28 protein-coding genes are annotated in these 24,101 nt (G+C 72.1%); 19 read left to right on the forward strand and 9 right to left on the reverse strand.

Translation table 11 applies throughout. The annotated features are described in order from the left end of the window. Positions 1-5 precede the first annotated feature (5 nt). The 10 genes from MUY22_RS47320 to MUY22_RS47365 all read left to right on the forward strand — a co-directional run bounded on the left by MUY22_RS47320 (position 6) and on the right by MUY22_RS47365 (position 8,842). A complete protein-coding gene (locus MUY22_RS47320) occupies positions 6-296 on the forward strand; it encodes a PASTA domain-containing protein (RefSeq protein ID WP_247054839.1) in 291 nt (96 codons plus the stop codon). A 251-nt stretch (positions 297-547) separates the two neighbouring features. Beyond that, positions 548-1,549 carry a YafY family protein gene (locus MUY22_RS47325; RefSeq protein WP_247054841.1) on the forward strand — a complete coding sequence of 334 codons (1,002 nt, stop codon included), beginning with the start codon at positions 548-550 and terminating at the stop codon, positions 1,547-1,549. Positions 1,550-1,929: 380 nt separating this feature from the next. Beyond that, positions 1,930-4,338: an ATP-binding protein gene (locus MUY22_RS47330; RefSeq protein ID WP_247054843.1), complete on the forward strand. Its 2,409-nt coding sequence runs from the start codon at positions 1,930-1,932 to the stop codon at positions 4,336-4,338. Between the two features lie 65 nt (positions 4,339-4,403). Then, the gene (locus MUY22_RS47335) at positions 4,404-4,829 is read left to right on the forward strand and encodes a roadblock/LC7 domain-containing protein (RefSeq protein WP_247054845.1); all 426 of its coding nucleotides are present in this window, start codon (positions 4,404-4,406) and stop codon (positions 4,827-4,829) included. Then, entirely contained in the window at positions 4,826-5,197 is a 372-nt protein-coding gene (locus tag MUY22_RS47340) for a DUF742 domain-containing protein (RefSeq protein WP_247054847.1), read from the forward strand. Before MUY22_RS47335 ends, MUY22_RS47340 begins: the two co-directional genes overlap by 4 nt. A 16-nt stretch (positions 5,198-5,213) precedes the next feature. After that, positions 5,214-5,768 carry an ATP/GTP-binding protein gene (locus tag MUY22_RS47345; RefSeq protein ID WP_247054849.1) on the forward strand — a complete coding sequence of 185 codons (555 nt, stop codon included), beginning with the start codon at positions 5,214-5,216 and terminating at the stop codon, positions 5,766-5,768. A gap of 292 nt (positions 5,769-6,060) precedes the next feature. Further along, complete coding sequence (locus tag MUY22_RS47350) at positions 6,061-6,999, forward strand: hypothetical protein (RefSeq protein ID WP_247054851.1); 939 nt, start codon at positions 6,061-6,063, stop codon at positions 6,997-6,999. A gap of 57 nt (positions 7,000-7,056) precedes the next feature. Next, the gene (locus MUY22_RS47355) at positions 7,057-7,686 is read left to right on the forward strand and encodes a hypothetical protein (RefSeq protein ID WP_247054853.1); all 630 of its coding nucleotides are present in this window, start codon (positions 7,057-7,059) and stop codon (positions 7,684-7,686) included. Beyond that, the gene (locus MUY22_RS47360; protein WP_247054855.1) at positions 7,683-8,507 is read left to right on the forward strand and encodes a nucleotidyltransferase domain-containing protein; all 825 of its coding nucleotides are present in this window, start codon (positions 7,683-7,685) and stop codon (positions 8,505-8,507) included. The genes MUY22_RS47355 and MUY22_RS47360 overlap by 4 nt, the downstream gene beginning before the upstream one ends. After that, a complete protein-coding gene (locus MUY22_RS47365) occupies positions 8,504-8,842 on the forward strand; it encodes a hypothetical protein (RefSeq protein ID WP_247054857.1) in 339 nt (112 codons plus the stop codon). The genes MUY22_RS47360 and MUY22_RS47365 overlap by 4 nt, the downstream gene beginning before the upstream one ends. 51 nt (positions 8,843-8,893) lie before the next feature. Here MUY22_RS47365 and MUY22_RS47370 read toward each other — a convergent pair whose 3' ends face one another. Both MUY22_RS47370 and MUY22_RS47375 read right to left on the reverse strand, forming a co-directional pair. Further along, positions 8,894-10,000, reverse strand: a complete 1,107-nt coding sequence (locus tag MUY22_RS47370; RefSeq protein ID WP_247054859.1) for a family 2 encapsulin nanocompartment cargo protein terpene cyclase — start codon at positions 9,998-10,000, stop codon at positions 8,894-8,896. A 15-nt stretch (positions 10,001-10,015) separates the two neighbouring features. Next, on the reverse strand, positions 10,016-10,867 hold the full coding sequence (locus MUY22_RS47375; RefSeq protein WP_247054861.1) for a geranyl diphosphate 2-C-methyltransferase: 852 nt from the start codon (positions 10,865-10,867) through the stop codon (positions 10,016-10,018). A gap of 372 nt (positions 10,868-11,239) precedes the next feature. Between MUY22_RS47375 and MUY22_RS47380 the strand changes: the two genes are divergently transcribed. Next, positions 11,240-11,701 carry a MarR family winged helix-turn-helix transcriptional regulator gene (locus MUY22_RS47380; RefSeq protein WP_247054863.1) on the forward strand — a complete coding sequence of 154 codons (462 nt, stop codon included), beginning with the start codon at positions 11,240-11,242 and terminating at the stop codon, positions 11,699-11,701. Positions 11,702-11,705: 4 nt separating this feature from the next. Here MUY22_RS47380 and MUY22_RS47385 read toward each other — a convergent pair whose 3' ends face one another. Then, on the reverse strand, positions 11,706-12,323 hold the full coding sequence (locus MUY22_RS47385; RefSeq protein ID WP_247054865.1) for a TetR/AcrR family transcriptional regulator: 618 nt from the start codon (positions 12,321-12,323) through the stop codon (positions 11,706-11,708). A 62-nt stretch (positions 12,324-12,385) separates the two neighbouring features. Between MUY22_RS47385 and MUY22_RS47390 the strand changes: the two genes are divergently transcribed. Both MUY22_RS47390 and MUY22_RS47395 read left to right on the forward strand, forming a co-directional pair. Continuing rightward, positions 12,386-13,405: an aldo/keto reductase gene (locus MUY22_RS47390; protein WP_247054867.1), complete on the forward strand. Its 1,020-nt coding sequence runs from the start codon at positions 12,386-12,388 to the stop codon at positions 13,403-13,405. A 1-nt stretch (position 13,406) separates the two neighbouring features. Beyond that, complete coding sequence (locus tag MUY22_RS47395) at positions 13,407-14,279, forward strand: LLM class flavin-dependent oxidoreductase (RefSeq protein ID WP_247054869.1); 873 nt, start codon at positions 13,407-13,409, stop codon at positions 14,277-14,279. Positions 14,280-14,327: 48 nt separating this feature from the next. Here the strand turns inward: MUY22_RS47395 and MUY22_RS47400 are convergent, their stop codons facing one another. Beyond that, positions 14,328-14,819, reverse strand: a complete 492-nt coding sequence (locus tag MUY22_RS47400; protein WP_247054871.1) for a carboxymuconolactone decarboxylase family protein — start codon at positions 14,817-14,819, stop codon at positions 14,328-14,330. A 157-nt stretch (positions 14,820-14,976) separates the two neighbouring features. Between MUY22_RS47400 and MUY22_RS47405 the strand changes: the two genes are divergently transcribed. Both MUY22_RS47405 and MUY22_RS47410 read left to right on the forward strand, forming a co-directional pair. Then, positions 14,977-15,861: an RNA polymerase sigma-70 factor gene (locus tag MUY22_RS47405; RefSeq protein WP_247054873.1), complete on the forward strand. Its 885-nt coding sequence runs from the start codon at positions 14,977-14,979 to the stop codon at positions 15,859-15,861. 75 nt (positions 15,862-15,936) lie between these two features. After that, on the forward strand, positions 15,937-16,308 hold the full coding sequence (locus MUY22_RS47410) for a hypothetical protein (RefSeq protein ID WP_247054875.1): 372 nt from the start codon (positions 15,937-15,939) through the stop codon (positions 16,306-16,308). On the opposite strand, the gene MUY22_RS47415 is transcribed toward MUY22_RS47410, so the two are convergent. Further along, the gene (locus tag MUY22_RS47415; protein WP_371827555.1) at positions 16,268-16,933 is read right to left on the reverse strand and encodes a TetR/AcrR family transcriptional regulator; all 666 of its coding nucleotides are present in this window, start codon (positions 16,931-16,933) and stop codon (positions 16,268-16,270) included. The genes MUY22_RS47410 and MUY22_RS47415 overlap by 41 nt on opposite strands. A gap of 49 nt (positions 16,934-16,982) precedes the next feature. Between MUY22_RS47415 and MUY22_RS47420 the strand changes: the two genes are divergently transcribed. Then, complete coding sequence (locus MUY22_RS47420) at positions 16,983-17,909, forward strand: NADP-dependent oxidoreductase (protein ID WP_247054877.1); 927 nt, start codon at positions 16,983-16,985, stop codon at positions 17,907-17,909. 243 nt (positions 17,910-18,152) lie between these two features. On the opposite strand, the gene MUY22_RS47425 is transcribed toward MUY22_RS47420, so the two are convergent. Next, positions 18,153-19,265, reverse strand: a complete 1,113-nt coding sequence (locus tag MUY22_RS47425) for a DNA alkylation repair protein (protein WP_247054879.1) — start codon at positions 19,263-19,265, stop codon at positions 18,153-18,155. A 129-nt stretch (positions 19,266-19,394) separates the two neighbouring features. Between MUY22_RS47425 and MUY22_RS47430 the strand changes: the two genes are divergently transcribed. Continuing rightward, complete coding sequence (locus MUY22_RS47430) at positions 19,395-20,159, forward strand: DUF1206 domain-containing protein (RefSeq protein ID WP_247054881.1); 765 nt, start codon at positions 19,395-19,397, stop codon at positions 20,157-20,159. 16 nt (positions 20,160-20,175) lie between these two features. Here MUY22_RS47430 and MUY22_RS47435 read toward each other — a convergent pair whose 3' ends face one another. Continuing rightward, positions 20,176-20,628, reverse strand: a complete 453-nt coding sequence (locus tag MUY22_RS47435) for a hypothetical protein (protein WP_247054883.1) — start codon at positions 20,626-20,628, stop codon at positions 20,176-20,178. 180 nt (positions 20,629-20,808) lie between these two features. On the opposite strand from MUY22_RS47435, the gene MUY22_RS47440 reads away from it, so the two are divergent. Both MUY22_RS47440 and MUY22_RS47445 read left to right on the forward strand, forming a co-directional pair. Then, positions 20,809-21,972: a sensor histidine kinase gene (locus tag MUY22_RS47440; protein ID WP_247054886.1), complete on the forward strand. Its 1,164-nt coding sequence runs from the start codon at positions 20,809-20,811 to the stop codon at positions 21,970-21,972. A gap of 13 nt (positions 21,973-21,985) precedes the next feature. Next, the gene (locus MUY22_RS47445) at positions 21,986-22,636 is read left to right on the forward strand and encodes a response regulator transcription factor (protein ID WP_256475199.1); all 651 of its coding nucleotides are present in this window, start codon (positions 21,986-21,988) and stop codon (positions 22,634-22,636) included. Here MUY22_RS47445 and MUY22_RS47450 read toward each other — a convergent pair. Both MUY22_RS47450 and MUY22_RS47455 read right to left on the reverse strand, forming a co-directional pair. Then, positions 22,517-23,125, reverse strand: coding sequence for an RDD family protein (locus MUY22_RS47450; protein ID WP_247054888.1), 609 nt, complete (start codon positions 23,123-23,125; stop codon positions 22,517-22,519). The genes MUY22_RS47445 and MUY22_RS47450 overlap by 120 nt on opposite strands. A 55-nt stretch (positions 23,126-23,180) precedes the next feature. Further along, entirely contained in the window at positions 23,181-24,062 is an 882-nt protein-coding gene (locus MUY22_RS47455) for a LysR family transcriptional regulator (RefSeq protein ID WP_247054890.1), read from the reverse strand. Positions 24,063-24,101 lie beyond the last annotated feature (39 nt).

Here is a 24,101-nt window from a genome sequence, read left to right on the forward strand (position 1 = left end):
CACAGTTGGACGAACCGGTCATCGTGCCGAACTTCCGGGGCAGGCAAGCGCTCGACGCCTGGCTTTCCGGGCATGACGCAGGGCTCTTCGTGCAGGGTCCCGATCCCGACAGCCCCCATCCCCTCCTGAACGGCCGCGTCGTCGCGCAAGTACCCGCGGCCGGGACGCGGCTGACACGCTGGGGCACCGTCACGGTCTGGATCACCGGCGGCGGCGACCCCGCCGGAGTCCGCGAACCACGCCGGCCGCTGCCGGTCCGCCGGGCCGATCAGGAGGAAGCGGACCGAGACCGCTGACCCGTCCTGGGGATTTGGGCGACGACCACCCGCGGCGCGAGAATCGCGACCATCCCGGCACGCCGACCCGGACCATGCGAAACCGTGGCAGCCCACCGGCGCACACAGCGGTCCGGCGTCCCGCAAGCGCCATCGGCACACGCCGACCACCGCCGATCCGACAAGAAGTGCGCGCGCCGGTGACGATCCACCGGACCCAGCCGCCGGATACCGGGCAGAGGCTGTCCGGTATCCGTGGCAGACTTCCCCACGTGACGCGACCGACCGCCCGGGTGCTCGCTCTGCTGGAAATCCTGCAGGGCGGCGGGACCCGCACCGTCGCCGATCTCGCCGGGCGGCTTGGTGTCGACGAGCGCACTGTCCGCCGGTACGCCGCGCACCTGATCGACCTCGACGTCCCCGTCCGCACCGTCCGCGGGCGGTACGGCGGCTACCGGCTGGCGCCCGGGTTCCGGATGCCGCCGCTGATGCTCACCGACGAGGAGGCGCTTGCCGTGCTTCTCGGGCTCGTCGCCGGGCAGCGGGCCGGGCTGGTCACGGCCTCCGGCGTCGCGACGGAGAGCGCCGCCGCCAAGGTGCGGCGGGTGCTGCCCGAGGCTCTCGGGCGGAAGCTCGACGCGTTGCTCGACACCCTCGGCTTCACCTCTCCCGCGCGGCCCGCGGCCAGTCCCGAGACGGCCGTGCTGCTGACGCTCGCCGAAGCCGCGCGGGATCGCCGGCCTGTCGCCGTCTCCTACACCGCTTGGGACGGGCGGGCCAGCGAGCGCACCGTGCACCCGTACGGGATCGTCGCGCACTCCGGGCGCTGGTACGTCACCGGCGAGGACTCCGCCAGCGGCGAGGTGCGCACGTTCCGGCTCGACCGGATCGCCGCCGCCACGCCCGGCGCCGGGTCCTTCGCCGTGCCCGACGGCTTCGACCCCGGGGCGCACGTCCTGTCGAGGCTCGCGGAAGTGCCGCACCGGCACGAGGTCTCGGTACGGGTGCGCGCGACGGCCGAGCAGGTGCGGCCGCGGCTGCCGGCGGGAATCGCCACCGTGACGGCGATCGCGGGCGAACCGGGCTGGGTGCGCGTGCGGCTGCGGGCCGAGCGGCTGGACTGGGTCCCGTCGGTGCTCGCGTCCCTGGACCGCCCCTTCGTGATCGAGACGCCGGACGCGCTGCGTGATCGAGTTCGCACCTTCGCCCGCGGGCTCACCGCCGGTGCGGACGCCGATCCCGGTGAAATCGTCGAAGAACCCGAACGGCGGTAGCGCGCACCGGGGCAGCGCCCCTGCCCGTTCTTCCCGTTACCGGGAAGGCGAGTGCGGGCGAATTCACTTTCACCCGTTCGGCCCAATACACGGTAGTGCGAATTGGCGCCCGGCCCCGGTACCCGCGCAAATGGCGGTAGCTTCCCCGCCGCGGACGGTAAACGGTGTTCGCGCGACGCCGGACAACGGTCCGCGGGCCGGGTCAGCTCCGCCGCGCGTCAGTGGTTCGTGGTAAAAAACGGACCCTGATCGATACTGCGGCAACACGGAGGGTGAGGCGAAGACGAGTGACGGCGGCCACAATGTCCCTTCGTCGTGTCTGCTTCCTCGACCGGGTCCCCACCTATCGCCGACCGTCACTCAGGAGTTCGTGAACCCCCGTGAAGAGCAAAGCCGACAAAGACGAGTCCGACAAGCCGTACGACAAGTCGATCCGCAAAAGGCTCACCAGGACCGTCCTCATTCCGAGTGTGACGCTCCTGGTGCTGTGGACCGCGCTGTCTTCGTACTTCTTCGTGAACGGCCTTTACGTCCGCTTGGTCGCGGCTTCGGTGCGCGAAGTGTCGATCCCCGCCGCCACCGCGCTGGCCGCGTTCCAGCAGGAGCGCCAGGTCGCCCTGCAGTACCTGGACGACCCGGGTGTGGGCCAGACCCGGCTGCAGACGCAGCAGAAGGCGACCGACGAGAAGCTCGGCGCGCTGCAGAACGCGTTCGCCGCGACGATCTCCAGCGCGCCCGACGAGATCGCGACCAAGGTCAACGCGCTCAAGAACCAGTTCGACCAGCTGCCGGTGCTGCGCTCGCAGATCGGCTTCCGCAGCATCGACCGCAGCCAGGTCAACACCTACTACAACGGGGTGCTGGACACGGCGTCGAACCTGTTCGACACCCAGGCCCGCGTGGTGCCGGACGCCGCGGCCGCGTACGGCGGCATCACCGCGACGTCGGTCTTCCGCGCCGGTGACATGATGTCGCGGGAGACGTCGCTGGTCTCGACGGCGCTCGCGTCCGGGACGTTCGCCCCGGACGACTTCGTCCAGTTCACCCAGCTGTCCGGGTACTACAAGACGCAGCTGGCGCAGGTCGCGCCGTTCCTCGACCCCGCCGTCCGCACCAAGTACCAGACGCTGACCACCGGCGTGGCCTGGAAGCAGCTGGCCGGCGCCGAGGACGCGATCGTCAAGCACGGCCCCTGGTCCGCCAGTGATCGGGACGGCCCGCCGGTCGGCGGGGCCGACTGGCAGAGCGCGACGAGCCAGGTCGCCCAGGGCCTCAACGACATGGCCATCGACCAGGCCGACAAGGTCTCCGCGGCGGCGATCGACTCCGGTGACTCCCAGCTGCGCAACGCGATCGTCGGCAGTGTGCTGGCCCTGCTCGCCTCGCTCGCGGCGATCATCGTCGCGGTCCGGGTGTCCCGTTCGCTCGTCGACCGCGCGCTCATGACGCGCCTCGCGCGGCTGCGCAACGACTCCCTCGACCTCGCGCGCAACCGGCTGCCGAACATCGTGGACCGGCTCAAGAACGGCGAGTCCGTCGACCTGAACGAAGAGCTCCCGCAGCTCGACCACGGCCGGGACGAGATCGGGCAGGTGGCCGAGGCGTTCAACGTCGCCCAGCTGACCGCCGTCAACGCGGCGGCGAGCGAGGCGAAGGCCCGCAGCGGCGTGCACAACGTGTTCCTCGGCATCGCCCACCGCAACCAGGTCCTGGTCCACCAGCAGCTGCAGATCCTGGACGAGATGGAGGCCCGGGAAGAGAACTCGACGCAGCTGGCCTCGCTGTTCCAGCTCGACCACCTCGCCGCCCGGGCCCGGCGCACCACGGAGAACCTGATCATCCTCGGCGGCAAGCAGCCGGGCCGCCGCTGGCGCAAGCCGGTGGCGCTGATGGAGGTGCTGCGCGCGGCGGTGTCGGAAACCGAGCAGTACGCGCGGGTCCAGGTCGAGCAGGTCGCCGACGTCGCCGTCGCCGGCACCGCGGTGGCCGACACGATCCACCTGATCGCCGAGCTGGTCGACAACGCGACGACGTTCTCCCCGCCCGGTTCGCCGGTCGAGGTCACCAGCCGAGTGGTCGCCCGCGGTGTCGTGGTCGACGTCTCGGACCAGGGTCTGGGCATGAAGGAAGGGGTCCGCCAGTGGGCCAACGCGATGATGGCCGAAGCGCCCGAGTTCGACGCGATGGCGTTGCGGGCCGACTCCAGCCTCGGCCTGTTCGTGGTCGCGCGGCTGGCGGCCAAGCTCGGGATGACTGTCACCTTCGACCCGTCGCGCTACGGCGGCCTCCGTGCCACCGTGCTCGTCCCGACCCAGCACCTGGCCGGTGAGCAGCTCCCGGGCCAGGCCGAGGCCGAGTTCGTCGCCCCGGAGGACACCGCGATCCTCGCGCCGGTGGGCGGACCCGCGCCGCAGTCCCAGGCTCAAGAAAGCGCGCTCCGGTCGATGGATCTGCCCAGCTCCTTCACCGGGCAGATCCCGATGAAGCGGGACGTCAAGCCGCGGCCGTACCCGGTGCGCGCCCCGCTCGACCCGCAGCCGCCGGCCGCCGCGCCGGCCGCGCTGGAGGAGCGGCTCGCCGCCCGCCCGGCGGAGCCGCCGAAGGAGCGGGGCGACGACCGGCCGCGGCTGCCGCGGCGCGAGCCGCAGCAGAACCTCGTCGCCCAGCTGGAGAACGAGCCGGAGGAGGACGTCACACCCGACGTGGCTCCCGGTGAAGGCACCGCGCGCACGCTCGCGGCCTTCCACAAGGGCACCCGGCGAGGCCGCGACGGCGCCGAAGACTCCTGATCCGCGCCGCACACCCGAACGTCCACACAGGAAAGTCGTCACAGGAAAGTCAAGGTCTCTGGAGCATGAACGAGTACGGGAACGCGAAGCCCGATCTCAACTGGCTGCTCGACGACGTCGTGAGCCGCGTCGTCGGCGCACAGAACGCCATCGTGCTGTCCGCCGACGGGTTGCTGATCGGCAAGTCGGCCGGCATGAGCAAGGACGACTCGGACCAGCTGTCCGCCATCGCCTCCAGCCTGCAGAGCCTCGCCAAGGGCGTGAGCAAGCAGTTCAACCGGGGGCCGGTGCTGCAGAACATGATCGAGATGGAGCGGGGTTACCTGTTCGTCTCCGCGGCCGGCCTGGGCGCGTGCCTGGCCGTGCTGGCGGCGGACAGCGTCGACGTCGAGATGATCGCCTACGAGATGAACCGGTTGGTCAAGCGCGTCGGGGACTACCTGGCGTCCGCGCCGCGCGACGCCGCACGCGTACTACGGGAGGCCACATGAGCGGGGACGAGGGCTGGTACGACGAGGCCGCGGGGCCGCTGGTGCGGCCCTACACGATCACCAGCGGCCGGACGCCGGGCGAGAGCGCGCGGCTCGACCTGTCCACCCAGGTGATGACCCTGCGCTCGGAGCAGGAGCCGCCGGGGCTGGGCCCGGAGCACCTGGCGATCGTGCAGCTGTGCCGCAACCCGGTGTCCATCGCCGAGATCGCGGTGTACGTGAAGATCCCGCTGGGGGTCGTCCGGGTGCTGTGCGGCGACCTGATCGAGCGCGGCCTCGTCATCACGCGGTCCCCCACCCACAATCCGGCGAAGGCGCCGGACCTCGAAACTCTCCAGGCGGTTCTCGATGGCCTCATCAAGTACTGACGGCTCCGGCGTGGACATGGTCCCCACCCCCGTCAAGATCATCATCGCCGGCGGGTTCGGCGCGGGGAAGACGACGATGGTCGGCTCGGTGAGCGAGATCCCGCCGCTGACGACCGAAGAGGTGCTGACCGAGGCCAGCGCGGGCGTCGACGACCTGTCCGGCGTGGAGCGCAAGAAAACCACGACGGTCGCGCTCGACTTCGGCCGCATCACGATCTCGCCGCGGCACGTGCTGTACCTGTTCGGCACGCCGGGGCAGGCCCGCTTCTGGTTCATGTGGGACGACCTGGCGCGCGGCGCGATCGGCACCATCGTGCTCATCGACACCCGGCGCCTGGAGACCAGCTTCGCCGCCATCGACTTCTTCGAACGCCGGAAGATCCCGTTCGTCGTCGCGGTCAACTGCTTCGACAACGCGCCGCGGTACACCCCGGACGAAATCCGGGAAGCGTTGGTCATTCCCGACCGGGTGCCCATCGTCATGTGTGACGCACGTGACCGGGATTCCAGCAAACTGGCCCTGATTCGTCTGGTCAAGCACGCGATGACCGTGATACCGGCGACGGTCTGATGTCTTGATCCTGTCCGGTCGAGACAGTGCCGTTTCCCTGCGTGGCCAGGGGGAACGCCGGCAAACCCACATGGCGCAATTGGTTGGACCACCCGGGTAGAGCTTTTTAGTTGAGGGTGCACTCAACTGATAGCATCCGGTCGTGACCAGTCGATTGCCGTGGTTTCCCGAATATATAAGGGAAAACTACCCCGCACGGGGACGGCTGTTCGGAGATTTCCTGGGTGGTCTCTGGGCGACGGCGTGCGACGCGCTCGAGGTCCCGGTCGAGCAGGCTGTCCGGACCACCCGGATGCTGCGCGGGCTGCTTCCTTCGTGGAGCGGCGACGCGATCGGCCTGAAGCCCGCCCGGCCGTCCTACGTGGCCGGAGACGGGTTCCCGGCCGAGCTGTCGGTGAACTGGGCCGGGGACCACCCGGAACTGCGCGTGCTGTTCGACACCCTCGACGAACAGGACCCGGATTCTCCTGTGGACACGGGGGAAACGCGGTACTGGGGACGGATCCACGAGCTCTTCACGACCCACGCCGGCCGGCCGTCGACGGCGCCGCTGTGGCACTCGCTCGCCTGGCGGCCGCCGGCGCGGATCGTCCACAAGTCCTACTTCGGCCTGTACGAGTGGCCGCCGGCCCACCGCTACGCGGCGGTGGGCGAGGCCATGGACCGGCTCGGCCTGACCACCGCGTGGGACGACGCGCGCCGCCGGGTGGAGAGCGCCGCCGGCGAGCGGGAGATCGAGTTCTTCGCCGTCGACGTCGCCGACGGCGCCGACGCGCGGGTGAAGATCTACTACCGCAACCACGGCGCCGACGTCGCCGAGATGAACCGCGTCGCGGCCGCGGCGGGCCGCCACGACGCCGAAAGCGCTCTCACCGCCTACCGGACGTTGGCCGGCGGCGCGGAAAGCGCCGGCGAAGCCGCGTTGAGCTGCCTGGCGTTCCGGTCCGGACTGGACCGGGCCGCCGAGGCCACGACCTACCTCCGCCTCCCCTCGCTCGCCGCCGGCGACGCCGAAGCCGTGGACCGCACGGCCGCGCTGCTGCGCGGCGAGGGCGTCGACCCCGGCCGGTTCCGCGCGCTCGCCGCCGCGCTGGCGCCCGGGCCGCTCGAGGAGAGCCGAGGCCTGCTCGAACTGGTCAGCCACCGCGCCGCGGGCCGGCGCGGCGACATCACGACGTACTTCCGGTTCCCCGTCTACGACCAGACCCTTGCCACTGTCGATCTTGGGTAGTTTCGCCGGAAAGATGATCACCCAGAGGGCTCACAGCACCACCGGAAGGAGCCGGCCATGACCCAGCAGGACGTCGAGCGCGTCGCCGCCTACAACCAGGAGCGGCAGCGCGAGTACGAGTCGTCGGACCTGATCCGGCTGCTGACCGACGAGACCACGTCGGACGAGACCAAGAAGGCCGTGCTCACCTACCTGCAGCCGTGGTCGAACGCCTTCCAGCGGATGATCAGCGCGCGCGTCACCTTCGAGTCCGACCCGCAGCTGCGGGCACTCGCCCTGGAGCACCAGGAGGAGGAGATCGGGCACGACAAGATCCTGGCCCGCAGCCGCGCGGACGACCGGGAGCTGGTCTGGGACCCGGTCATCGAGGCGGGCGCGTCGTGGTTCGTCGACCAGTTCGCGGTGCTGCCCGGGGTGCAGCGCGCCGTCCTCGCGCACCTCGCGCTCGAAGCCGGGAGCCTCGTGTTCAGCCAGGCGGGCACCCGGGCGTTCCCCGACGACGAGTACTTCGAGCTGCACGACGAGGCCGACGTCGAACACCTCGAAATGGGCTACGAAGTGTTGCGGCAGCGCAGCGACTGGACGGTCGAGGCGCTCGTGACCGTGCTGGACCGGGCCTGGCAGGTCATCGTCGTCGTCTCGAACCGCATCGCGGAGCGCGCACTGCGCGATACCGTCGCGGCATGACCACGACCGAACCGGCCACGGCGGCCCGCGCCGTCGCCGTCGAAGCCGCGCGCACGTACCAGGAAGCCTTCGGAGAGCGCCTGCTCGCGGCGTACCTCCTGGGCAGCCTGTCCTACGGCGGCTACTCGCCCGCCGTCAGCGACATCGACCTGGCCGTCGTCCTCGCCGACCGCCACGACGACGACCCGGCGACGTTCGAGGCCCTCGGCGAGTCGCTGCGGGAGCGCGGTCCGTTGCACCGCAAGCTGTCCGTGTTCTGGGGCTCGCTGCCGGCCCTGAGCCGCGGCGAGCAGGACGGGCGCTTCCCGGCGATCGACCGGCTCGAGCTGGCCGAGCACGCCACGCTCCTGTTCGGCGAGGAGGTCACCGCGAAGGTGGCCCGCCCGGACAGCGAGCAGCTGCGGGTGGAGAGCGCGCGGTTCGCCGTCGCCGTCCTGGCGACCGACGAGGTGCTCGGCGAGTTCGCCCGCCCGAAGCGGCTGCTGGCCGACCCGGTGTGGTTCACGAAGGCGGTGTTCTTCCCGCTCCGCTTCGGGTACACGGGCACAACGGCGACCGGCCGCGCGGCGACCAACGACGAGGCGATCACGTGGTACCTCGGCCGTCCCGACGCCTCGGCGGCGCCGCTGGTCCACCTGGCCCGGCAGGTCCGCGAGGGCCGGCCGCTCAACCCCGCGGAGGCCGAGCCGCAGCTGCTGGCCCACCTGCGGCCGCTGTATCGCCAGTACGTCGAGGAGGAGACGGCCCGCCTGCGCGAGGCCGGCGCTCCCGAGGACCTCGTGGCGGCGTTCACCTCCTGGCACGAGCAGCTCTCGTCGTGACCGGGTGGGCCGAGGTGAGCACCGACCCGCTGGACGCGGTGCTCGACCAGGCCGTCACCGCGCAGCTGAACGCGGTCGGCGCGCGGGCCGGGCTGGCGCCCCTGGCGTGGCGGCTGGCGGCGGTCCAGGTCACCACCCACGCCGGACCGCCGGAGCGGCCGGAAGCATTGACCGAACCGCGCGTCAAGATCAGCGGGACCGCCGCGGAACCCGGGGCCGCCCGGGAGTGGGCCCGGCTGTTCGACCTCGCCGAAGCCACGAACGGCCCGGCCGGCCGGCTGATCTTCGCCGGCCACCCGGGACGGTTCGTCGTCGAGGTCTCGGCCGGCGCCTGACGGGCCCCGCCGGGACCTGCCCCCGAACAGGTCCCGGCAGGCTCGGTGCCCTCAGGTCCGGTAGCGCGGGTTGGTGGCGTGCCACTCGTAGCCGCCGCCCATCCAGGATCGCACCCCCTTCAGGAAGCGGTGCAGTTCCGGCGCGGGCACCGCGAGCAGTTCCCGGTGCCCCGCCTCGAACTCGCGGACGAGCTTGTTGTGCAGCTCCACGGTGGCCTCGGTGGCCTCCTCGATCGAGCACCCGCGGTCGGCCGCGATCTGCAGGACCATGTTGCACACCGGGTTCTCGTCGGCGGCGTCCTTCGCCACCGAGTACAGGTCGTTCACCAGCACGCAGGCGGTGCCGGCGCGCATCATCGCCCGGCGCACGCGCGGGTCGTAGTAGTGCGCGGCGGGCAGTTCGTAGCCGCCGACCGGGTCGCAGAGCGTCATCGACGTGTAGAAGCTGTCGTGCTGGCGCGCGGCGAGGTACTCCCACGCCGGCGGGTACTTCGCCGTGTAGCGCCAGGCCGCGTACGCGTCCCAGCTGACGAACATCGAGAACGTCGCGTAGCAGACGCGCTGCACCTGCGTCGGCGTGCCGTGCCGGCCCAGGTGCCCGATCGCCGAGTTCAGCCCGACCAGGATCGGGTCGGCCCGCAGGGCTTCGTCGAGCGCGTCGGTGAACTCGCCCGCCGGGGCGACCGGGTCCATCGCCGCCATCACCAGCGCCAGCCGCGGCGGGAGCTCGGTCGGCGACGCGCCGAGCGCGCTGTCGTCGGCGTAGTAGTCGTCCGCGGCCCACCACACGGCGTTGAGCTGCGCGGCGATCAGCAGCAGGTCCGGGTCCGCGCTGTCGGGGTGGGCCAGCACCGCCAGGCGCCCGAAGCCCGCCTTGGCGATCTGCTCGAGCCCCGCCCCGGTGAACCCGCACTCCAGCGCCCACGCGACGAGCCGCCGGTCGACCTCCCCGGCCAGCGGCTCGTCGACGCGCTCGACCACCGGGACGTACAGCGGCGACGCCGTCCCGTCACCCCACTGCCGTTCGACGTACACCGGGTCGTCGGCGAGCTGCGCCGAGAGCCGGGCCGCGGACGTGCCGATCCCCGACGGGCCCGCGGAGAACGCGAGCGCGTCGTCCAGCGTCCACAAAGGACACTCGGGAACGGTGCCGGTCATCGGGAATCCCCTCGCTCAGATCCGGTCGGCGGCGATGAGCAGGTAGTGGAAGCTGCCTTCGCGGTAGGCCGTGAGGAACGGGTCCTCGATCCCGGTGGCCACCGACGACTGCGCGCGCAGCTCCCAGTACGGGATCGTGGCCGCGGTGAGGTCGACGACGTTGATGGGCACGAAACCGTTGGCGGACAGGGCCTTGAAGTAGTCGCCGCGGGCGTGGATGTTGCAGATGTAGTGCTGGTCGATCTGGCTCACCGCGCGCGACCGGCCACCGGTCACGTCGTTGTAGCACCCGGTGATGGTGACGTACCGGCCGCCCGGCGCGAGCTGGCGGGCGTGCTCGGCGAAGAGCTGGTGCAGGTCGACGTACATCGTGCTCTCGTTGTTCCAGATGCCCTTGAAGGCACCGGTTTCGAAGCCCGTGTCGAGCATGTTGCGCAGGTGGTACTGCACCTGGTCGGCGACCCCGCGCTTGGCCGCCTGCTCGTTGGCGAACGCGACCTGCTGCTCCGAAATGGACACGCCGTCGACCCGGCAGCCGAAGCGGTGGTTGGCCATGATGCTGCTGCCGCCGCGGCCGCAGCCGGCGTCGAGCAGCCGGTCGCCGGGGCCGATCGCGCCGAGGTGGTCGAGGAGCACCTCGGCCTGCGCGGTTTCCAGCCGGTGCATTTCCGCGATGATCGTGGCGTCCCGGACGTCTTCGGGTGCCTCCAGCACCGCGGGGTCGTATTCGCCGATGCCGTAGTGGTGGTGGTAGAGCCCGTCGACGTCGCCCAGCCGGAGGTTCACCGGATCCTTTTCCCGGTTCCAGTAGTCGGCGATCGACTGCTGGTACGCGCTGCGGATCACGGGCTGGTCGGTGGAAATCACGGGCGGCTCCTTCTTTTTCCCACGCCGGAAAGAATGGGCCGGACGATTTCCCTCGGCCCGATGAGCAACGCTAGCGGCCCGTTGTCGGGGGTCACAAGAACGTTCACTCCGGTAAACGGAAGACGTCCGGTTCCGCGGCCTGATCGGCCTATTCGGCTCCCCAGGCGGACCGGATCGCGACGGCGGGAACAACCCGGGCGGCCGATTGCGTTCCCTGGTCGGATGACGCCGGACGACAGCGGGTGAACGCGCCGCCGCCGGCCTGGCGGACGACCGACACCGGTTTCGGGGTTCCCCCGCGCCGATGGTCCACTGTGGAGGAACCGGCCGCCGTGCTCGCGACGCGCGGTACCCGCTCGGTAGGGTGGGCGGATGGTCACCCGAGCCGAGCGCACCGCGACGGACCCCGATCTGGGCGTCCTGGCGGGCCGGCTCCTGTTCGCGGTGCAGCGGGAGCTGTTCACCACGCTGGCCACCCGGGGCTTCGGCGACCTGAACCCCCGCCACGGCGCCGTGCTCGCCTACCTGGACCCCGCCGGCGTGCGCGCGACCGAGCTGTCGCGCCTGTCCGGCCAGCACAAGCAGATCGTCGGCACGCTCGTCGACGAGCTGGAAGCCCTCGGCTACGTCGAGCGCCGGCCCGACCCGAGCGACCGCCGCGCGAAGCTGATCCGCCCCACCGCGCGCGGGCTCGACCAGATGCGCACCGCGGACGCGATCATGGCGGACATGCAGCGGCGGCACGCGCAGCGGCTCGGCGCCGAGGACTACGCGCGGTTCAAGCGGATGTTCACCGACATCACCGAGGAGCAGCGCGCGTTCGTCGCCGAGTGACGCCTCACCGCGGCACGCGCAGCCCCGCGATGAGCAGCTCGACCAGCCGGCGCGCGTCGTAACCGGCGTCGGTGTCCGCGCCGATGCACAGGTTCCCGACGCCGCGCATGAGCTGCAGCGCCGCGACGTCGGCGCGGACCTCGCCGGCCACCACCGCGGCGTCGAGCAGCTCGGTGCACACCGGCACGAGCCGGTCGAGGAAGTACGCGTGCAGCGTCTCGAAGCCGGCTTGGTCGGACTGCATCGCCCCCGCCAGGCCGTGCTTGGTCACCAGGAAGCCGACGAACAGGTCGATCCACTGGGCCAGCGCGGCGTGCGGGCTTTCGGCGGCCGCGAGCAGGGCCGGGCCGGCCTCCGCGCAGGCTTCGACCTGGTGCCGGTAGACGGCGATGACCAGGTCCGCGCGGGTCGGGAAGTGGCGGTAGATCGTGCCCATCCCGACGCCGGCCTTGGCCGCGATGTCGCGCACCGGCGCGTCCACGCCGGAGGCGACGAACACCGCCGCGGCCGCGTCGAGCAGCGTCTCCTGGTTGCGCCGGGCGTCGGCCCGCTTCGGCCGTACCGACCCCTGGGCGCCCTCGTCCACCACGCCGTTCCTCCCGTCGGTTGCGAAACGGAACATTGCTCCGTATCGTTAGTGGAGCAACGTTCCGTTTATCCATGATGCCATGGAGGACCAGTCTCATGCAGTACCGCACGATGGGCCGCACCGGTGTGCAGGTCAGCTCGCTCGCGCTCGGCGCGATGAACTTCGGTGCCATCGGGCGCACCACCCAGGACGAGGCCACCGCGATCGTCGACGCCGCGCTCGAGGGCGGGATCAACCTCGTCGACACCGCCGACATGTACGGCGACGGCGAGTCGGAGGTCATGGTCGGCAAGGCCATCGCCGGGCGCCGCGACGACCTCGTGCTCGCCACCAAGGCGACCATGCCGATCGGCCAGGAGCGCAACCACCGGGGCAGCTCCCGCCGCTGGCTGGTCACCGAGCTGGACCACAGCCTGCGCCGGCTCGGCGTCGACCACGTCGACCTCTACCAGATGCACCGGTGGGACCCGGCCACCGGCGACGAGGAAACACTGTCCGCGCTGACCGACCTGCAGCGTGCGGGCAAGATCCGCTACTTCGGCTCGTCGACCTTCCCCGCGTACCGGATCGTGCAGGCCCAGTGGGCCGCCCGCGAGCACCACCTGAGCCGCTACGTCACCGAGCAGCCCGGTTATTCGATCCTGCAGCGCGGGATCGAGACCCACGTGCTGCCGGTGACCGAGGAGTACGGCCTCGGCGTGCTGGCGTGGAGCCCGCTCGCGTCGGGCTGGCTCTCGGGCGCGGTCCGCGAGGGCCGGGAGATCACCACCAGCCGCTCGCGGGTCCTGCCGCAGCGCTTCGACCTCGCCCTGCCCGCCAACCGGGCCCGGCTCGACGCCGTCGAGCGGCTGGTGAAGGTCGCCGACGAGGCCGGGCTGACGCTGATCCAGCTCGCACTCGGGTTCGTCACCGCGCACCGCGCCGTGACCAGCGCGATCATCGGCCCCCGCACGCTCGACCACCTGCACTCGCAGCTCGCCGCCGCCGACACCGTGCTACCCGCTGACGTGCTCGACGAGATCGACGCGATCGTCGCGCCGGGCCTCGACCTGGCCCCCGACGAGAAGTTCGACACCCCGCCCGCCCTGCTCGACCCGACCCTGAGGCGCCGCTGACATGTCCATCCCGCGATTCGGCATCATGACCGCGCCTTCGCAGGTCTCCTACCCGGAGATCCTGCGCGTCTGGCGCGAGGCGGACGCGATCCCCGAGATCGAGCACGCCTGGCTGTTCGACCACCTCATGCCGATCTTCGGCGACCCGGACGGCCCGATCTTCGAGGGCTGGACGCTGCTTTCGGCGCTGGCCGCGCAGACGTCCCGGCTGCGCCTGGGGCTTTTGGTGACCAGCAACCGCTTCCGGCCGCCGGCCGTGCTGGCCAAGATCGCCACGACGGTCGACGTCGTGTCCGGTGGCCGGCTCGACTTCGGCATCGGCGTCGGCTCGCGGCCCAGCCATCCCCTGGCCCGGCGCGAATACGCGGCCCACGGCCTGCCCTTCCTGGAAACCGCGGACGCCGTGGCAAGCTTCGCCGAAGCCTGCACGCTGATCAAGCGGCTGTGGACCGAGGACGAGCCGTTCGACTTCGACGGCGTCCACCACCGGCTGACCGGGGCGTTCGGCAGCCCGAAGCCGGTCCAGCGGCCGCACCCGCCGATCGTCATCGGCGGGCGCGCGGCCGCGACGCTGCGCGTGGTCGCCGAGCACGCTGACGTGTGGAACATCCCCGGTGGCGACCTCGCGGACGTCGTGAGCCGCAGCGCGCTGCTGGACCGCTACTGCGGCGAGATCGGCCGCGACCCGGCGGCCATCACCCGCTCGATCCACCTGCCGGTGTCCTACGACGAGCCCGGCACCACCCGGGACGCGATCCGCGAAGCCCGGGACGCGGGCTTCGGGCACTTCGTCCTCAGCCTGGCGGCGCCGTACCCGGACGGCGTCGCGAAGTGGCTGGCCGACGAGGTGATCCGGCCGGTGACGTCGGCCTGACGGCCACGGCGGTGTCCACAGTGGACATATTGGGCACCGCCGCCGCCCTCAGTCCTTCGGGACGAAATCGGCGAACATGCCGGCCTCGTAGGAACCCGCCGGGGTGCGGGCGATCACGTTCATCCGGTTGGCCGCGTTGATCAGGCCGACCAGGCAGACGAGCGCGCCGAGCTGGTCGTCGTCGAAGTGCTTGCGCGCCCGGGCCCACGTCTCGTCGGACACGCCCTCGTGGGCGTCGGCGAGCCGGGTGCCCTCCTCGGTCAGGGCCAGCGCGGCGCGCTCGGCGTCGGTGAACACGGTGGCCTCGCGCCACGCCGCGACCAGGTTGAGCCGGACCGGAGCCTCGCCGTCGGCCGCGGCGTCCTTGGTGTGCATGTCGGTGCAGAAGCCGCAGCCGTTGATCTGGCTGGCGCGGATCTTGACCAGCTCCTGGACGGCCTTCGGCAGCGGCGACCGGTCGATGAGCAGGCTGACGCCGGCGAACCGCTTGCCGAACTTGGCCGCGAACTCGTTGTTCAACATGTCGAATCGAGCTTCCATGATGTGTGTCCTCATCTCGTGATCGTGCGTTGACGACCACCAGATGCCGGTGCCCCCGGCGGTTGTGACAGTGACCCACGCCACAGCGACGCCCTGTCACAGAACGTCGTGGCCCGGTATCTGATGGGGGACGCAGCCGACCGCGAAGGGGGACCACATGACCGGGGACGACCCCACCGAGGTGTTCCTCGCCCACCGCAACCTGCTGTTCACGGTGGCCTACGAGATGCTCGGCTCGGCCGCCGACGCGGAGGACGTCCTGCAGGAGACCTGGCTCAAGTGGGTCGGCGTCGACCTGGCGACCGTGCAGGCGCAGCGCGCGTACCTGGTCCGGATCACCACCCGCCAGGCGCTGCAGCGGCTGCGCACGCTCGGCCGCCGCAAGGAGTCCTACGTCGGCTCGTGGCTGCCCGAGCCGCTGCTGACCGCACCCGACGTCGCCGAGGACGTCGAACTGGCCGACAGCGTCTCGATGGCGATGCTGCTGGTGCTGGAGACGCTGACGCCGACCGAACGGGCGGTGTTCGTGCTGCGTGACGTCTTCGACCTGCCCTACGACGAGATCGCGGACGCCGTCGGCAAGTCCGCGGCCGCCGTGCGCCAGATCGCGCACCGGGCCCGCTCGCACGTCACGGCGCGGCGGCCGCGCGGCGACGTCTCGCGCGCCGCCGCCCGCACCGCGCTCGAGGCGTTCCAGCGGGCGATCGAGACGGGTGACCTGCAGGGCCTGCTCGACGTCCTCGCCCCGGACGTCGTGCTGGTGGGCGACGGCGGCGGCGTCAAGCAGGCGGTGCTGCGGCCGGTGGTCGGCGCCGGCCGCGTCGGCCGGGTGCTGGCCGGCGGGCTGGGCCGGGTCGAGGGCCGGGCGACGCTGCGCCCGGCGCAGGTCAACGGCCACCCGGCGCTGGTCATGTCGCTCGACGGCGAGCTCGACACCGTGCTGGCGCTGCGGATCGACGGCGGTCTCGTCACCGGCGTCTACGCCGTGCGCAACCCCGAGAAGCTGTCGCGGATGGCGGCGGAGACCACCCTCCGCCGCTGACCCCGGTCACCCGTTCGTGGCGGACGGGGTCCCGAGACACTGGAGGTTCCTCGCCTCGTTCGAAGGGAACCCTCGATGGCCCAGACCGCGTCCGACCGGCAGCGCGTGCACGAGTTCCTCACCGGGCGCGGCTGGCGCGCCGACGAGCGCACCGCCGACGACCCGGGCTGGGAGTTCCCCGGCAGCTTCGGCGGCGTGCGGTGCAACGACGTCGCCGACGCCACGCCGGTGCCGCTGCAGGCCTACTTCAGCTACGACGACGGCGCGGAGGTGTTCTGCGTCCTGCCTGCGGGCAACCTCCACGGGAGCGGCTGCGCCGACCACGACACGGCCGAGCGGGTCGTCCCCGTCGACGGCGTCGGCCCGCTGCTCGACGACCTCGAACCGCGCGCCGCGGCGCTCGACCTCAGGGCGCTGATCGAGTGCCGCTACTTCGGGCCCTGCTGAGCTCGACCCGGGACAGCGGCAGCCGGACGGCGGGCGGCAACGGCGTCAGGACGGGGTCCGCCCGGAACGACTGGATCATCAGGGCCGCGAACCGCCGGGACGCCGCCACCCGCAGCTCGGGCGTCTCGGCGCGGATGCCCTCGTTCGCCATCAGCGCGAGGCTGACGTCCTCCAGCACGAAGTCGTCGCGCAGGTCGCCGGCGTCCTTCGCCCGCCGGACCAGCCGGAGCAGCAGGCGCAGGGTCCGGTCGCGGTCGGCGGCGAAGTGCGTGACGCCGGGCAGCTGCGACGTGAACGCGCGGGCGAAGCCGCGGTCGAGGGCGTGGACCTCCATGAGCCGTTCGATGACCAGGCAGAACCCGCGCCACGGGTCGGCCGCCGCGAGGCCGTCTTCGACGACCGCCCGGCACGAGGCCAGCTGCTCGGCGAAGGCCTCGGCGAGCAAGGCTTCCTTGGTGCGGAAGTGCCGGTAGACGGTCGCGACGCCGACCCCGGCGCGCCGGGCGATCTCGCGGATCGGCACGTCCAGGCCCTCGGCGGCGAAAGCCGCGCGGGCGACCACCAGGATGCGCCCGCGGTTGTCGCGGGCGTCAGAGCGCAGGGGCGCTCTCACTTCGGCCGTCACCGCTCTCACTTTAACCAACCGGACGGGGTGCTCCGTTACGTTCGCCCGTATGAGAGCTGTCCGGTTTTCCGCGTACGGCCCGCCGAGCGTGGTGGAGGTCGCCGAGGTCCCGCCACCACACGCCGGCGCGGGTGAGATCCGCATCGCCGTCAGGACGTCCGCGATTTCGCCGGGCGAGATCAGGTTGCGCTCGGGCGAGCTGCGGGACGTCGTGCCGGTGCGGTTCCCGTTCCGCACCGGGTTCGACGCCGCGGGGGTGGTCGACGAGATCGGCACCGGGGTCACGGGGGTTTCGCTCGGTGATCCGGTGTTCGGCATGGCGCCTGCGGCCACGCGCGGGGCGAACGCCGACTTCGCGGTCTTGGCGGCGTGGGCCCCGAAGCCGCCGGCGTGGAGCTGGGCGGAGGCGGGCGGCGCGGCGGGAGCGGTCGAGACGGCCACCCGCGTCCTCGACCGGCTCGCGGTCCGAGCCGGCCAGACGGTGCTGATCCACGGCGCGGCGGGCGGCACGGGCTCGGTGGCCGTCCAGTTCGCGACCGCCCGCGGCGCGCGGGTCATCGGCACGGCGAGTGCGGGAAACCACGACTTCCTGCGCTCACTGGGCGCCGAGCCGACGACGTACGGCCCAGGGCTGGTCGAGCGGGTCCGGGCCCTGGCACCGTCCGGAGTGGACGCGGTGTTCGACTGCGCGGGCGGCGCGTTGCCGGACCTCGTGGCGCTGGCGGGCGCCCCTTCCGTCGTGACGATCGCCGATTTCGCCGCGGCGGCGCACGGGGTGCACATGTCGCACGGCGCGCCGGACACGCCCGGCGCGGATCCCTTGGCGCTGAACGGACTTCCGGTCGCGGTCACACTCGCTGCGGAGGGCCGGTTGCGGATCCCGGTGGCCGCGACGTTCCCGCTCACCGAGGTCGCGGCCGCGCACGAACTCAGCGAAAGCCGCCACGCACGGGGGAAGATCGTCCTGCAACACTGACCGCCCGACGCTCCGACCGCCGCGACGACAGGTGGCGATCTCTTGTCGCTGCAGGGACTTCCGCTCACGGTCACGCTCACCGGGCAGGCACTGCCGCCGCTACCCCGCGCGCTCGGCCAGGTCGCCGTTCGCCCCGAGCGCCCCAATGTGGCGTTCGGTGCATCCAACGCACCCAACGCCACATTGGGTGCGTTGGACGCAACCAACGCCACATTGGGGCGTTCGGGGGCCAGCTACTCGGCGCTACTCGGCCAGGAGGTCGAAGTCTGCTCGGCCGCTTCTCACTCCGTTGATCTGCAGTTCCAGTGCGTGCGGGCCCGGGTGGTAGCGGCGGGTCGTGATCAGCCTGAACGAGTGCTCGCGGGTCAGCTCGTACGTCTCCCCCGGCGGCACCACCTGGGTGGTCAGCTTGAACGTCTTGGTCGTGGAGCCGCCGTTTGCCTTGCGGTGGTGGACCACGTAGTCGATCGCCAGGCGGGCCGGCTCCGGGGCCAGGTTGCGGATCGAGGCCGTGAACGCCAGGGCGTCGCCGATCAGCACCGTGTCCGAGACCAGCAGCGGGCCCGTCACGTCGACCCGGGCCGGGGTGAAGCCCAGCAGGGCCAGGGCACCCGGGTGGCCTTGTTTGACCAGCGTGCGCAGGGCGTGGCGGACCAGGCGGGTGGTGGCCGGCGGGTCGGCGCCCGGGGCGGCGAGCCACGCCGACGCCGTCTCGACCACCAGGTCCGGCTCGCGGCGGCTCAGGTCGTTGAGGTGGTTGGCCACCGAGCGGCGGACGTACTCGCTCTCGTCGCGGTACAGCGCGTCCAGGATCGGCAGCGTCGACTTCGGCGACGCGAGGATGGCCGGTACGCGGACGGCCCACGGCAGCATCGGCCTGGTTCCTTCGGACGCCAGCCGGCGCACGTCGTGGTTGTCCGACGTCGTCCAGCCGGAAATCTTGGCCAGGGCGCGGTCCAGGTCGTGGTTGAGCAGCACGCGCAGCGCGAACTCGGCTGTCAGCCGTGGGGTCAGCTCCGCCAGCAGCGCGAGGGCGTCGTCGAAGGCCTTCGGGCCGCCGTCGGAGACCGCCTTGACCGCGATCGCGCTGGTCACCGGCCAGATCAGCCAGCCGGTGAACGTCGGTGCCTCTGCCGCCGCCGTCCGCATCACCGCCGCCAGGGACGCGTAGTCGCCCGGCAGGTCTTCCAGCAGCGCGTCCCGCAGCAGGTCGCTGCGTTCGCGCAGGGACAGCGGCCCGAGTGCGGCCTCCGCCGCGCGCAACCTCGTCAGCCGCGCCTTCGGGGCGGCGACGTGCAGTGACGCGATCAGCGCGCGCACCGCGGGGGTGCCGATCAGTTCATCGGCGAAGGGCATGGGGTCCTCCGGTCTCGGGTGACCGGCCGTCCTCGACCGATCACCGAGACCGTACGCAAGGGGACCGACAAAAACGGCACCGGCAAACCCGTTCTGGTCATTCCGGCCTCGGGGGACGAGGATCGGCGGATGCCCGATTTCAAAGGTTTCACCCTGATCGCCCGGATCGGGCTCACGTGCTACGCGATCGTGCACCTCGTCGTGGCCTGGCTGGCCGCCCAGGTGGCGCTGGGCGACAACGAGAAGGCCGACAAGGCCGGCGCCCTCCAGCTCGTCGCGGACGGCGCCGGCGTCTGGCTGTTGTGGCTGGTCACCGCGGGCACGACCGTGCTCGCGCTCTGGCAGGTGACCGAGGTCCTCACCGGCCACCGGCACGCCCCGCCCCGCCGCCGGCTGCTGCGCCGGGTGACCAGCGGGATCGAGGTCGTGCTGTACGGCCTCGTCGCCTACAGCGCCGGCAAGACCGCCATCGGCGCGCCGAGCCAGGGCAAGTCCCTGGTCGCCGGCCTGCTCGCCCAGCCGTGGGGCGCGGTCGTCGTGATCGCGGCCGGGATCGCGGTGATCGGCGTCGCGGCCTTCCTCGTCCACCGGGGCGTCCGCAAGACGTTCCTGCGCGAGCTGGAGTTCGGCAAGGCGCCCCGGACGGTCCGGCGCTCGACCGAACGCCTGGGCCAGATCGGCTGGTGCGCCGTCGCGGTGGCCTACGCCGCGGTGGGCGTGATGTTCGTGCTGGCCGCGGTGAACTACGACCCGGCCAAGGCAGCCGGCTTGGACCCCGCGTTGAAGACGCTGGCCGTGCAGCCCTACGGGCAGCCACTGCTGCTCGTCCTCGCCGCGGGGATCGCCGCCTTCGGGGTGTTCGCGCTCTTCGACGCGCGGTTCCGCAAGATCTGACGCCCGGATCCGACGCTCAGAAGCCGGGGTGCTGCTGCTTGTTCACCACCCGCAGCACGAGCCACTGGTCGAACCAGGCCCCGGCGGTGGTCAGCACCAGCATGGTCAGCCCGAGGATCAGGTGCGTGTAGCTGTGCAACGGCGCCACGCGGTCGGTCAGCGCGGTCAGCCCCAGCTGGAGCAACAACCGCGCCGCGAACAGCACGGCGACCAGGCCGAGCGCCTGCTTGCTGCGCCACACCGCCCGCAAGTACTGCCGGCGCCGGGAAAGCATCGTGAACCACAGGACGATGTGCACCGCCACCAGCACCAGCGGCAGCAGTGAGACCCACGAATAGCGGTCCGCGAACTGCTGGGTCAGGTCGTTGCTGGCCACCAGCAGGCCGACCAGCAGGAAGTACCAGCCCGGCAGGCCGGCTATCTTCCCGTTCACGGGCCGCGGGCCGGGTACGAACGCGGTTTCCTGCATCGGATTCCCTCCGTCTCGCCTCGTCTTCCGTCCCGAGTCTGGCGAACTCCGCCGCGGCCGCGATCAACCGGCGGTACGAGATTCGCCGGGCGTCTCGTACCTGGGGATGAGATGTCGCCGTGGCGGAGCGCGCCGGGTTCGGGTGAGGCACGATCGGGAGATGACTCCCGGAACGAGCACGTGATCCTCCTGCCGGGCCGGCGCGGGCTGCTCGTGGCCGAGTCGGTCGTCCTCGGCGCGCTGGTGGCGCTCGACATGACCCTCGCCGTCCGGCCCGGACCGGTCCAGGGTCAGCTCGCCACTATCACCCTGGAGTTCGCGCCCGGGCTCGGCCCGGTCGTCGCGCTCCTGGCCGTGCTGCGCCGGCGGTTCCCCGACCACACGGCCGCACTGGCCGCCGCCGTGTCCGGGCTTTCCCTGCTGGGCACGGCGATCTCCGCCGTCATCGCGGCGACGGCGGGCCGGCAGCTCCCGCCGCAGCCCAGCGCGGCCGAGGCCCTCGCCATCGCGCTGATGGTCGGCGCCTGCTGCCATCGGCTCGCCCCGCGGGCGGCGGCCGCGCTGGCGATCCTCGGCGGCGCCGCCACCACGCTCGCCCCGATCCTGCGCTACGGCGCCGAAACCCCGGCCGCGCTGTTCGCCGCCGGGGCCGCGCTGCTCTGGGGCGGCGCGCTGGCCGTCGGGCTGATCCTGCGCGACGCCGAGGTGCGCAGCCGCGCCGACGTCCTCGAAATCCGCACCACCGAACGACTTCGGCTCGCGCGCGAGCTGCACGACCTCGTCGCCCACCAGATCACCGGCATCGTCGTGCGCGTCCAGGCCGCGCACCGCGTCGCCGAACGCAGCGGGGGCGACACCGAGACGTTCGCCGAGCTGGAAACCGCCGGTGCGGCGGCCCTTTCCGCGATGCGCCGGCTCGTCGGCGCGCTGCGGACCGACGGCGAGGACCTCTTCGTCCCGCCCGCCGACCTCGCCACCGCCGTCGACCGCGCGGTGCCCGACGACACCCGCATCCACCTCGACGTCAGCGACGACCTCGCCGTCCTCCCGGTCACGCCCGAGGTCGTGACGACCACGCACCGGCTGCTCACCGAATCGCTCACCAACGTCCGCCGGCACGCGCCCGACGCCGTCGAGGTCCGGGTGCTCGTGCGCCACGAACCCCGCGGCGAGCTGCGCGTCGAGGTCGTCAACGACGGCGCCGCGCGGCCCGCCCGCCGCGGCGGTTACGGCCTGCTCGGGATGGCCGAGCGGGTGGCGGCGGTGGGCGGTACGGTGCAGGCCGGACCGGCCGCCGGACAGCGCTGGCGGGTGGCGGCGCGGCTGCCGCTCGACCCCGGCTGAGGAGGAGAACCCGTTGCCCACGCGAGTGTTGATCGCCGACGACCAGGCGATGGTCCGCGCGGGATTCCGGCTGATCCTCGAAGGCGAACCGGACATCGAGGTCGTCGGGGAGGCCGCCGACGGCGAGCAAGCCGTGCGCGCGGCCCGGGAACTGCGCCCGGACGTGACGCTGATGGACATCCGGATGCCCGGGGTGGACGGTCTGCGCGCGACGGAGCTGCTGGCCGGCCCGGACGTGCCCGACCCGCTGCACGTCGTGATGGTGACGACGTTCGGCCTCGACGAGAACGTCCACGCGGCGTTGCGCGCCGGCGCCTGCGGCTTCCTGCTCAAGGACGCCGGGCCGAACCTGCTCATCGAGGCGGTGCACGCGGCCGCCCACGGCGAAGCGCTCGTGTCGCCGGCGATCACGACCCGGCTGCTGGCGCACTACGCGCGGCGCGATCCACGGCAGGCCGTCGCGCCCGAAAGCCCGCTGACACCCCGCGAACTCGACGTCGTGCGCGCGGTCGCCCGCGGCGCGACGAACGACGAGATCTGCCGCTCACTCGTGGTTTCGCTGCCCACCGTCAAGACGCACATCGGCGCGGCCAAGCGCAAGCTCGGGGCCCGCAACCGCACCGAGATAGCCATCTGGGCCTGGGAAAGCGGCCTCGTCCATTGAGTCCACTGGGGAGTCCGCCGGGCTGCGTTTGGACACCCGGACGACGACCGTGCGCGCCACGACGTCGCCGAACCGCTGACGCCGCCGGGTGCACAGCATCACGACGACCCCGGCGAGACCCCAGGCGAAACCGTCGATGAGCATCAGCACCTGGCGCACCAGGAACAGCCGCAACGACGGGTGCGAGCCGTCGAGCATGACGACGCGCAGCCGCAGCCAGCGCATCGCCGGCGTCTGGCCGCCGTGCCGGTAGGGCCACCATGTCGTGACGAACCACAGGCCGACGAGGTCCAGGGCCAGCATGGTGTAGACGACGACCTTGAGGAACGGCAGGAGTGACACCAGACCGCTCGGGTGGAACAGCACGATCACCAGCACGGCGAGCAGCAGCATCGGCACGAAGACGAGCATCTCGTCCAGGAAGAACTGCACGAGCCTGCGCCCGATGATGCCGGGCCCGGGGCGATCCTCGGGCGGGGAACCGGTCATCACCCCATGATGTCGGCCCCGGCGGCCGGGCGCACGCCGGGTCGCGGTCCTTGTCTCATGTGGACAGTTCGGTGAGCACCGCCCGGATCGCCGGGCTGGCGTCGGCGCTGCGCCGCCACGCCGCGTGGACCTCGCGTTTCGGGGGCCGGCGCAGCGCCCGCGCGACGAGGTGCTCCCCCAGCGGCGGGCGGGCCAGCCGCGGAATCAGCGCGAGGACGTCGCCCGCGGCGACCAGGGCGAGCTGCGTGGCGAAATCGTCGACGAGGTGCCGCACGGCGGGATCGCCGGGCACGAGCCGCCGGAACCACTGGTGGCAGACCGTGCCGGGCGGGCTGGTCACCCACGCGTGCCCGGCGAGGTCGGCGTCGTCGAGCGGCCTTTCGAGGGTCGCGAGCGGGTGCGTGCCGCTCAGGACGACGTCGCCGACGTCGGTGTGCAGGTGCCGCCGGGTCAAAGACGACGGCAGCGGGGCGGGCAGGCCGTCAGCGTCGTGGACGAGGGCGAGGTCGGCGGTCCCGGCGTCGACGCTGTGGAGGGCTTCGCCGGGGTCCTGTTCGGTGATCCTGACGCTCAGGTGCGGGTTTCTCTCGGACAGCCGCCGCAAGGCCGGCGCGAGCAGGCCGCGGATGCCGGTCGAGAAGGCCACCACGCGCAGGATCCCGCGCGGCGCGCCGGCCGAGACCGACTGGGCGGCCTCCGCGCAGCGTTCGAGGGCCTGGAACACGGCGGGCGCCGAGTCGACGAGCGCCTGCCCGGCCGGGGTGAGCACCACCCCGCGGCCGGCCGGCGCGAGCACGGGCACACCGAGCTGCCGTTCCAGCCGCTTGAGCTGCTGCGACACGGCCGAGGCCGTGAAACCCAGCTCGTCGGCCGCGCGCGCGAGCGTCCCGAGTGCCGCCACCGACCGCAACGCCCGCAGGGCTCCGACGTCAACCATAAAGCCACGCTACTCAATACCGGCAAGAAAGCATCGCTG

Origin of the sequence: Amycolatopsis sp. WQ 127309, from assembly GCF_023023025.1 — a bacterium.
Classification (GTDB): Bacteria; Actinomycetota; Actinomycetes; order Mycobacteriales; family Pseudonocardiaceae; genus Amycolatopsis.

Coding starts and splice junctions, on each gene's coding strand:
- MUY22_RS47335 (WP_247054845.1), top strand. CDS start 4,404: ATGAACGAGTACGGGAACGCGAAGCCCGATCTCAACTGGCTGCTCGAC.
- MUY22_RS47340 (WP_247054847.1), top strand. CDS start 4,826: ATGAGCGGGGACGAGGGCTGGTACGACGAGGCCGCGGGGCCGCTGGTG.
- MUY22_RS47345 (WP_247054849.1), top strand. CDS start 5,214: ATGGTCCCCACCCCCGTCAAGATCATCATCGCCGGCGGGTTCGGCGCG.
- MUY22_RS47350 (WP_247054851.1), top strand. CDS start 6,061: ATGCTGCGCGGGCTGCTTCCTTCGTGGAGCGGCGACGCGATCGGCCTG.
- MUY22_RS47355 (WP_247054853.1), top strand. CDS start 7,057: ATGACCCAGCAGGACGTCGAGCGCGTCGCCGCCTACAACCAGGAGCGG.
- MUY22_RS47360 (WP_247054855.1), top strand. CDS start 7,683: ATGACCACGACCGAACCGGCCACGGCGGCCCGCGCCGTCGCCGTCGAA.
- MUY22_RS47370 (WP_247054859.1), bottom strand. CDS start 10,000: ATGACCGGCACCGTTCCCGAGTGTCCTTTGTGGACGCTGGACGACGCG.
- MUY22_RS47380 (WP_247054863.1), top strand. CDS start 11,240: ATGGTCACCCGAGCCGAGCGCACCGCGACGGACCCCGATCTGGGCGTC.
- MUY22_RS47385 (WP_247054865.1), bottom strand. CDS start 12,323: ATGTTCCGTTTCGCAACCGACGGGAGGAACGGCGTGGTGGACGAGGGC.
- MUY22_RS47390 (WP_247054867.1), top strand. CDS start 12,386: ATGCAGTACCGCACGATGGGCCGCACCGGTGTGCAGGTCAGCTCGCTC.
- MUY22_RS47395 (WP_247054869.1), top strand. CDS start 13,407: ATGTCCATCCCGCGATTCGGCATCATGACCGCGCCTTCGCAGGTCTCC.
- MUY22_RS47400 (WP_247054871.1), bottom strand. CDS start 14,819: ATGGAAGCTCGATTCGACATGTTGAACAACGAGTTCGCGGCCAAGTTC.
- MUY22_RS47405 (WP_247054873.1), top strand. CDS start 14,977: ATGACCGGGGACGACCCCACCGAGGTGTTCCTCGCCCACCGCAACCTG.
- MUY22_RS47410 (WP_247054875.1), top strand. CDS start 15,937: ATGGCCCAGACCGCGTCCGACCGGCAGCGCGTGCACGAGTTCCTCACC.
- MUY22_RS47420 (WP_247054877.1), top strand. CDS start 16,983: ATGAGAGCTGTCCGGTTTTCCGCGTACGGCCCGCCGAGCGTGGTGGAG.
- MUY22_RS47425 (WP_247054879.1), bottom strand. CDS start 19,265: ATGCCCTTCGCCGATGAACTGATCGGCACCCCCGCGGTGCGCGCGCTG.
- MUY22_RS47430 (WP_247054881.1), top strand. CDS start 19,395: ATGCCCGATTTCAAAGGTTTCACCCTGATCGCCCGGATCGGGCTCACG.
- MUY22_RS47435 (WP_247054883.1), bottom strand. CDS start 20,628: ATGCAGGAAACCGCGTTCGTACCCGGCCCGCGGCCCGTGAACGGGAAG.
- MUY22_RS47450 (WP_247054888.1), bottom strand. CDS start 23,125: ATGACCGGTTCCCCGCCCGAGGATCGCCCCGGGCCCGGCATCATCGGG.
- MUY22_RS47455 (WP_247054890.1), bottom strand. CDS start 24,062: ATGGTTGACGTCGGAGCCCTGCGGGCGTTGCGGTCGGTGGCGGCACTC.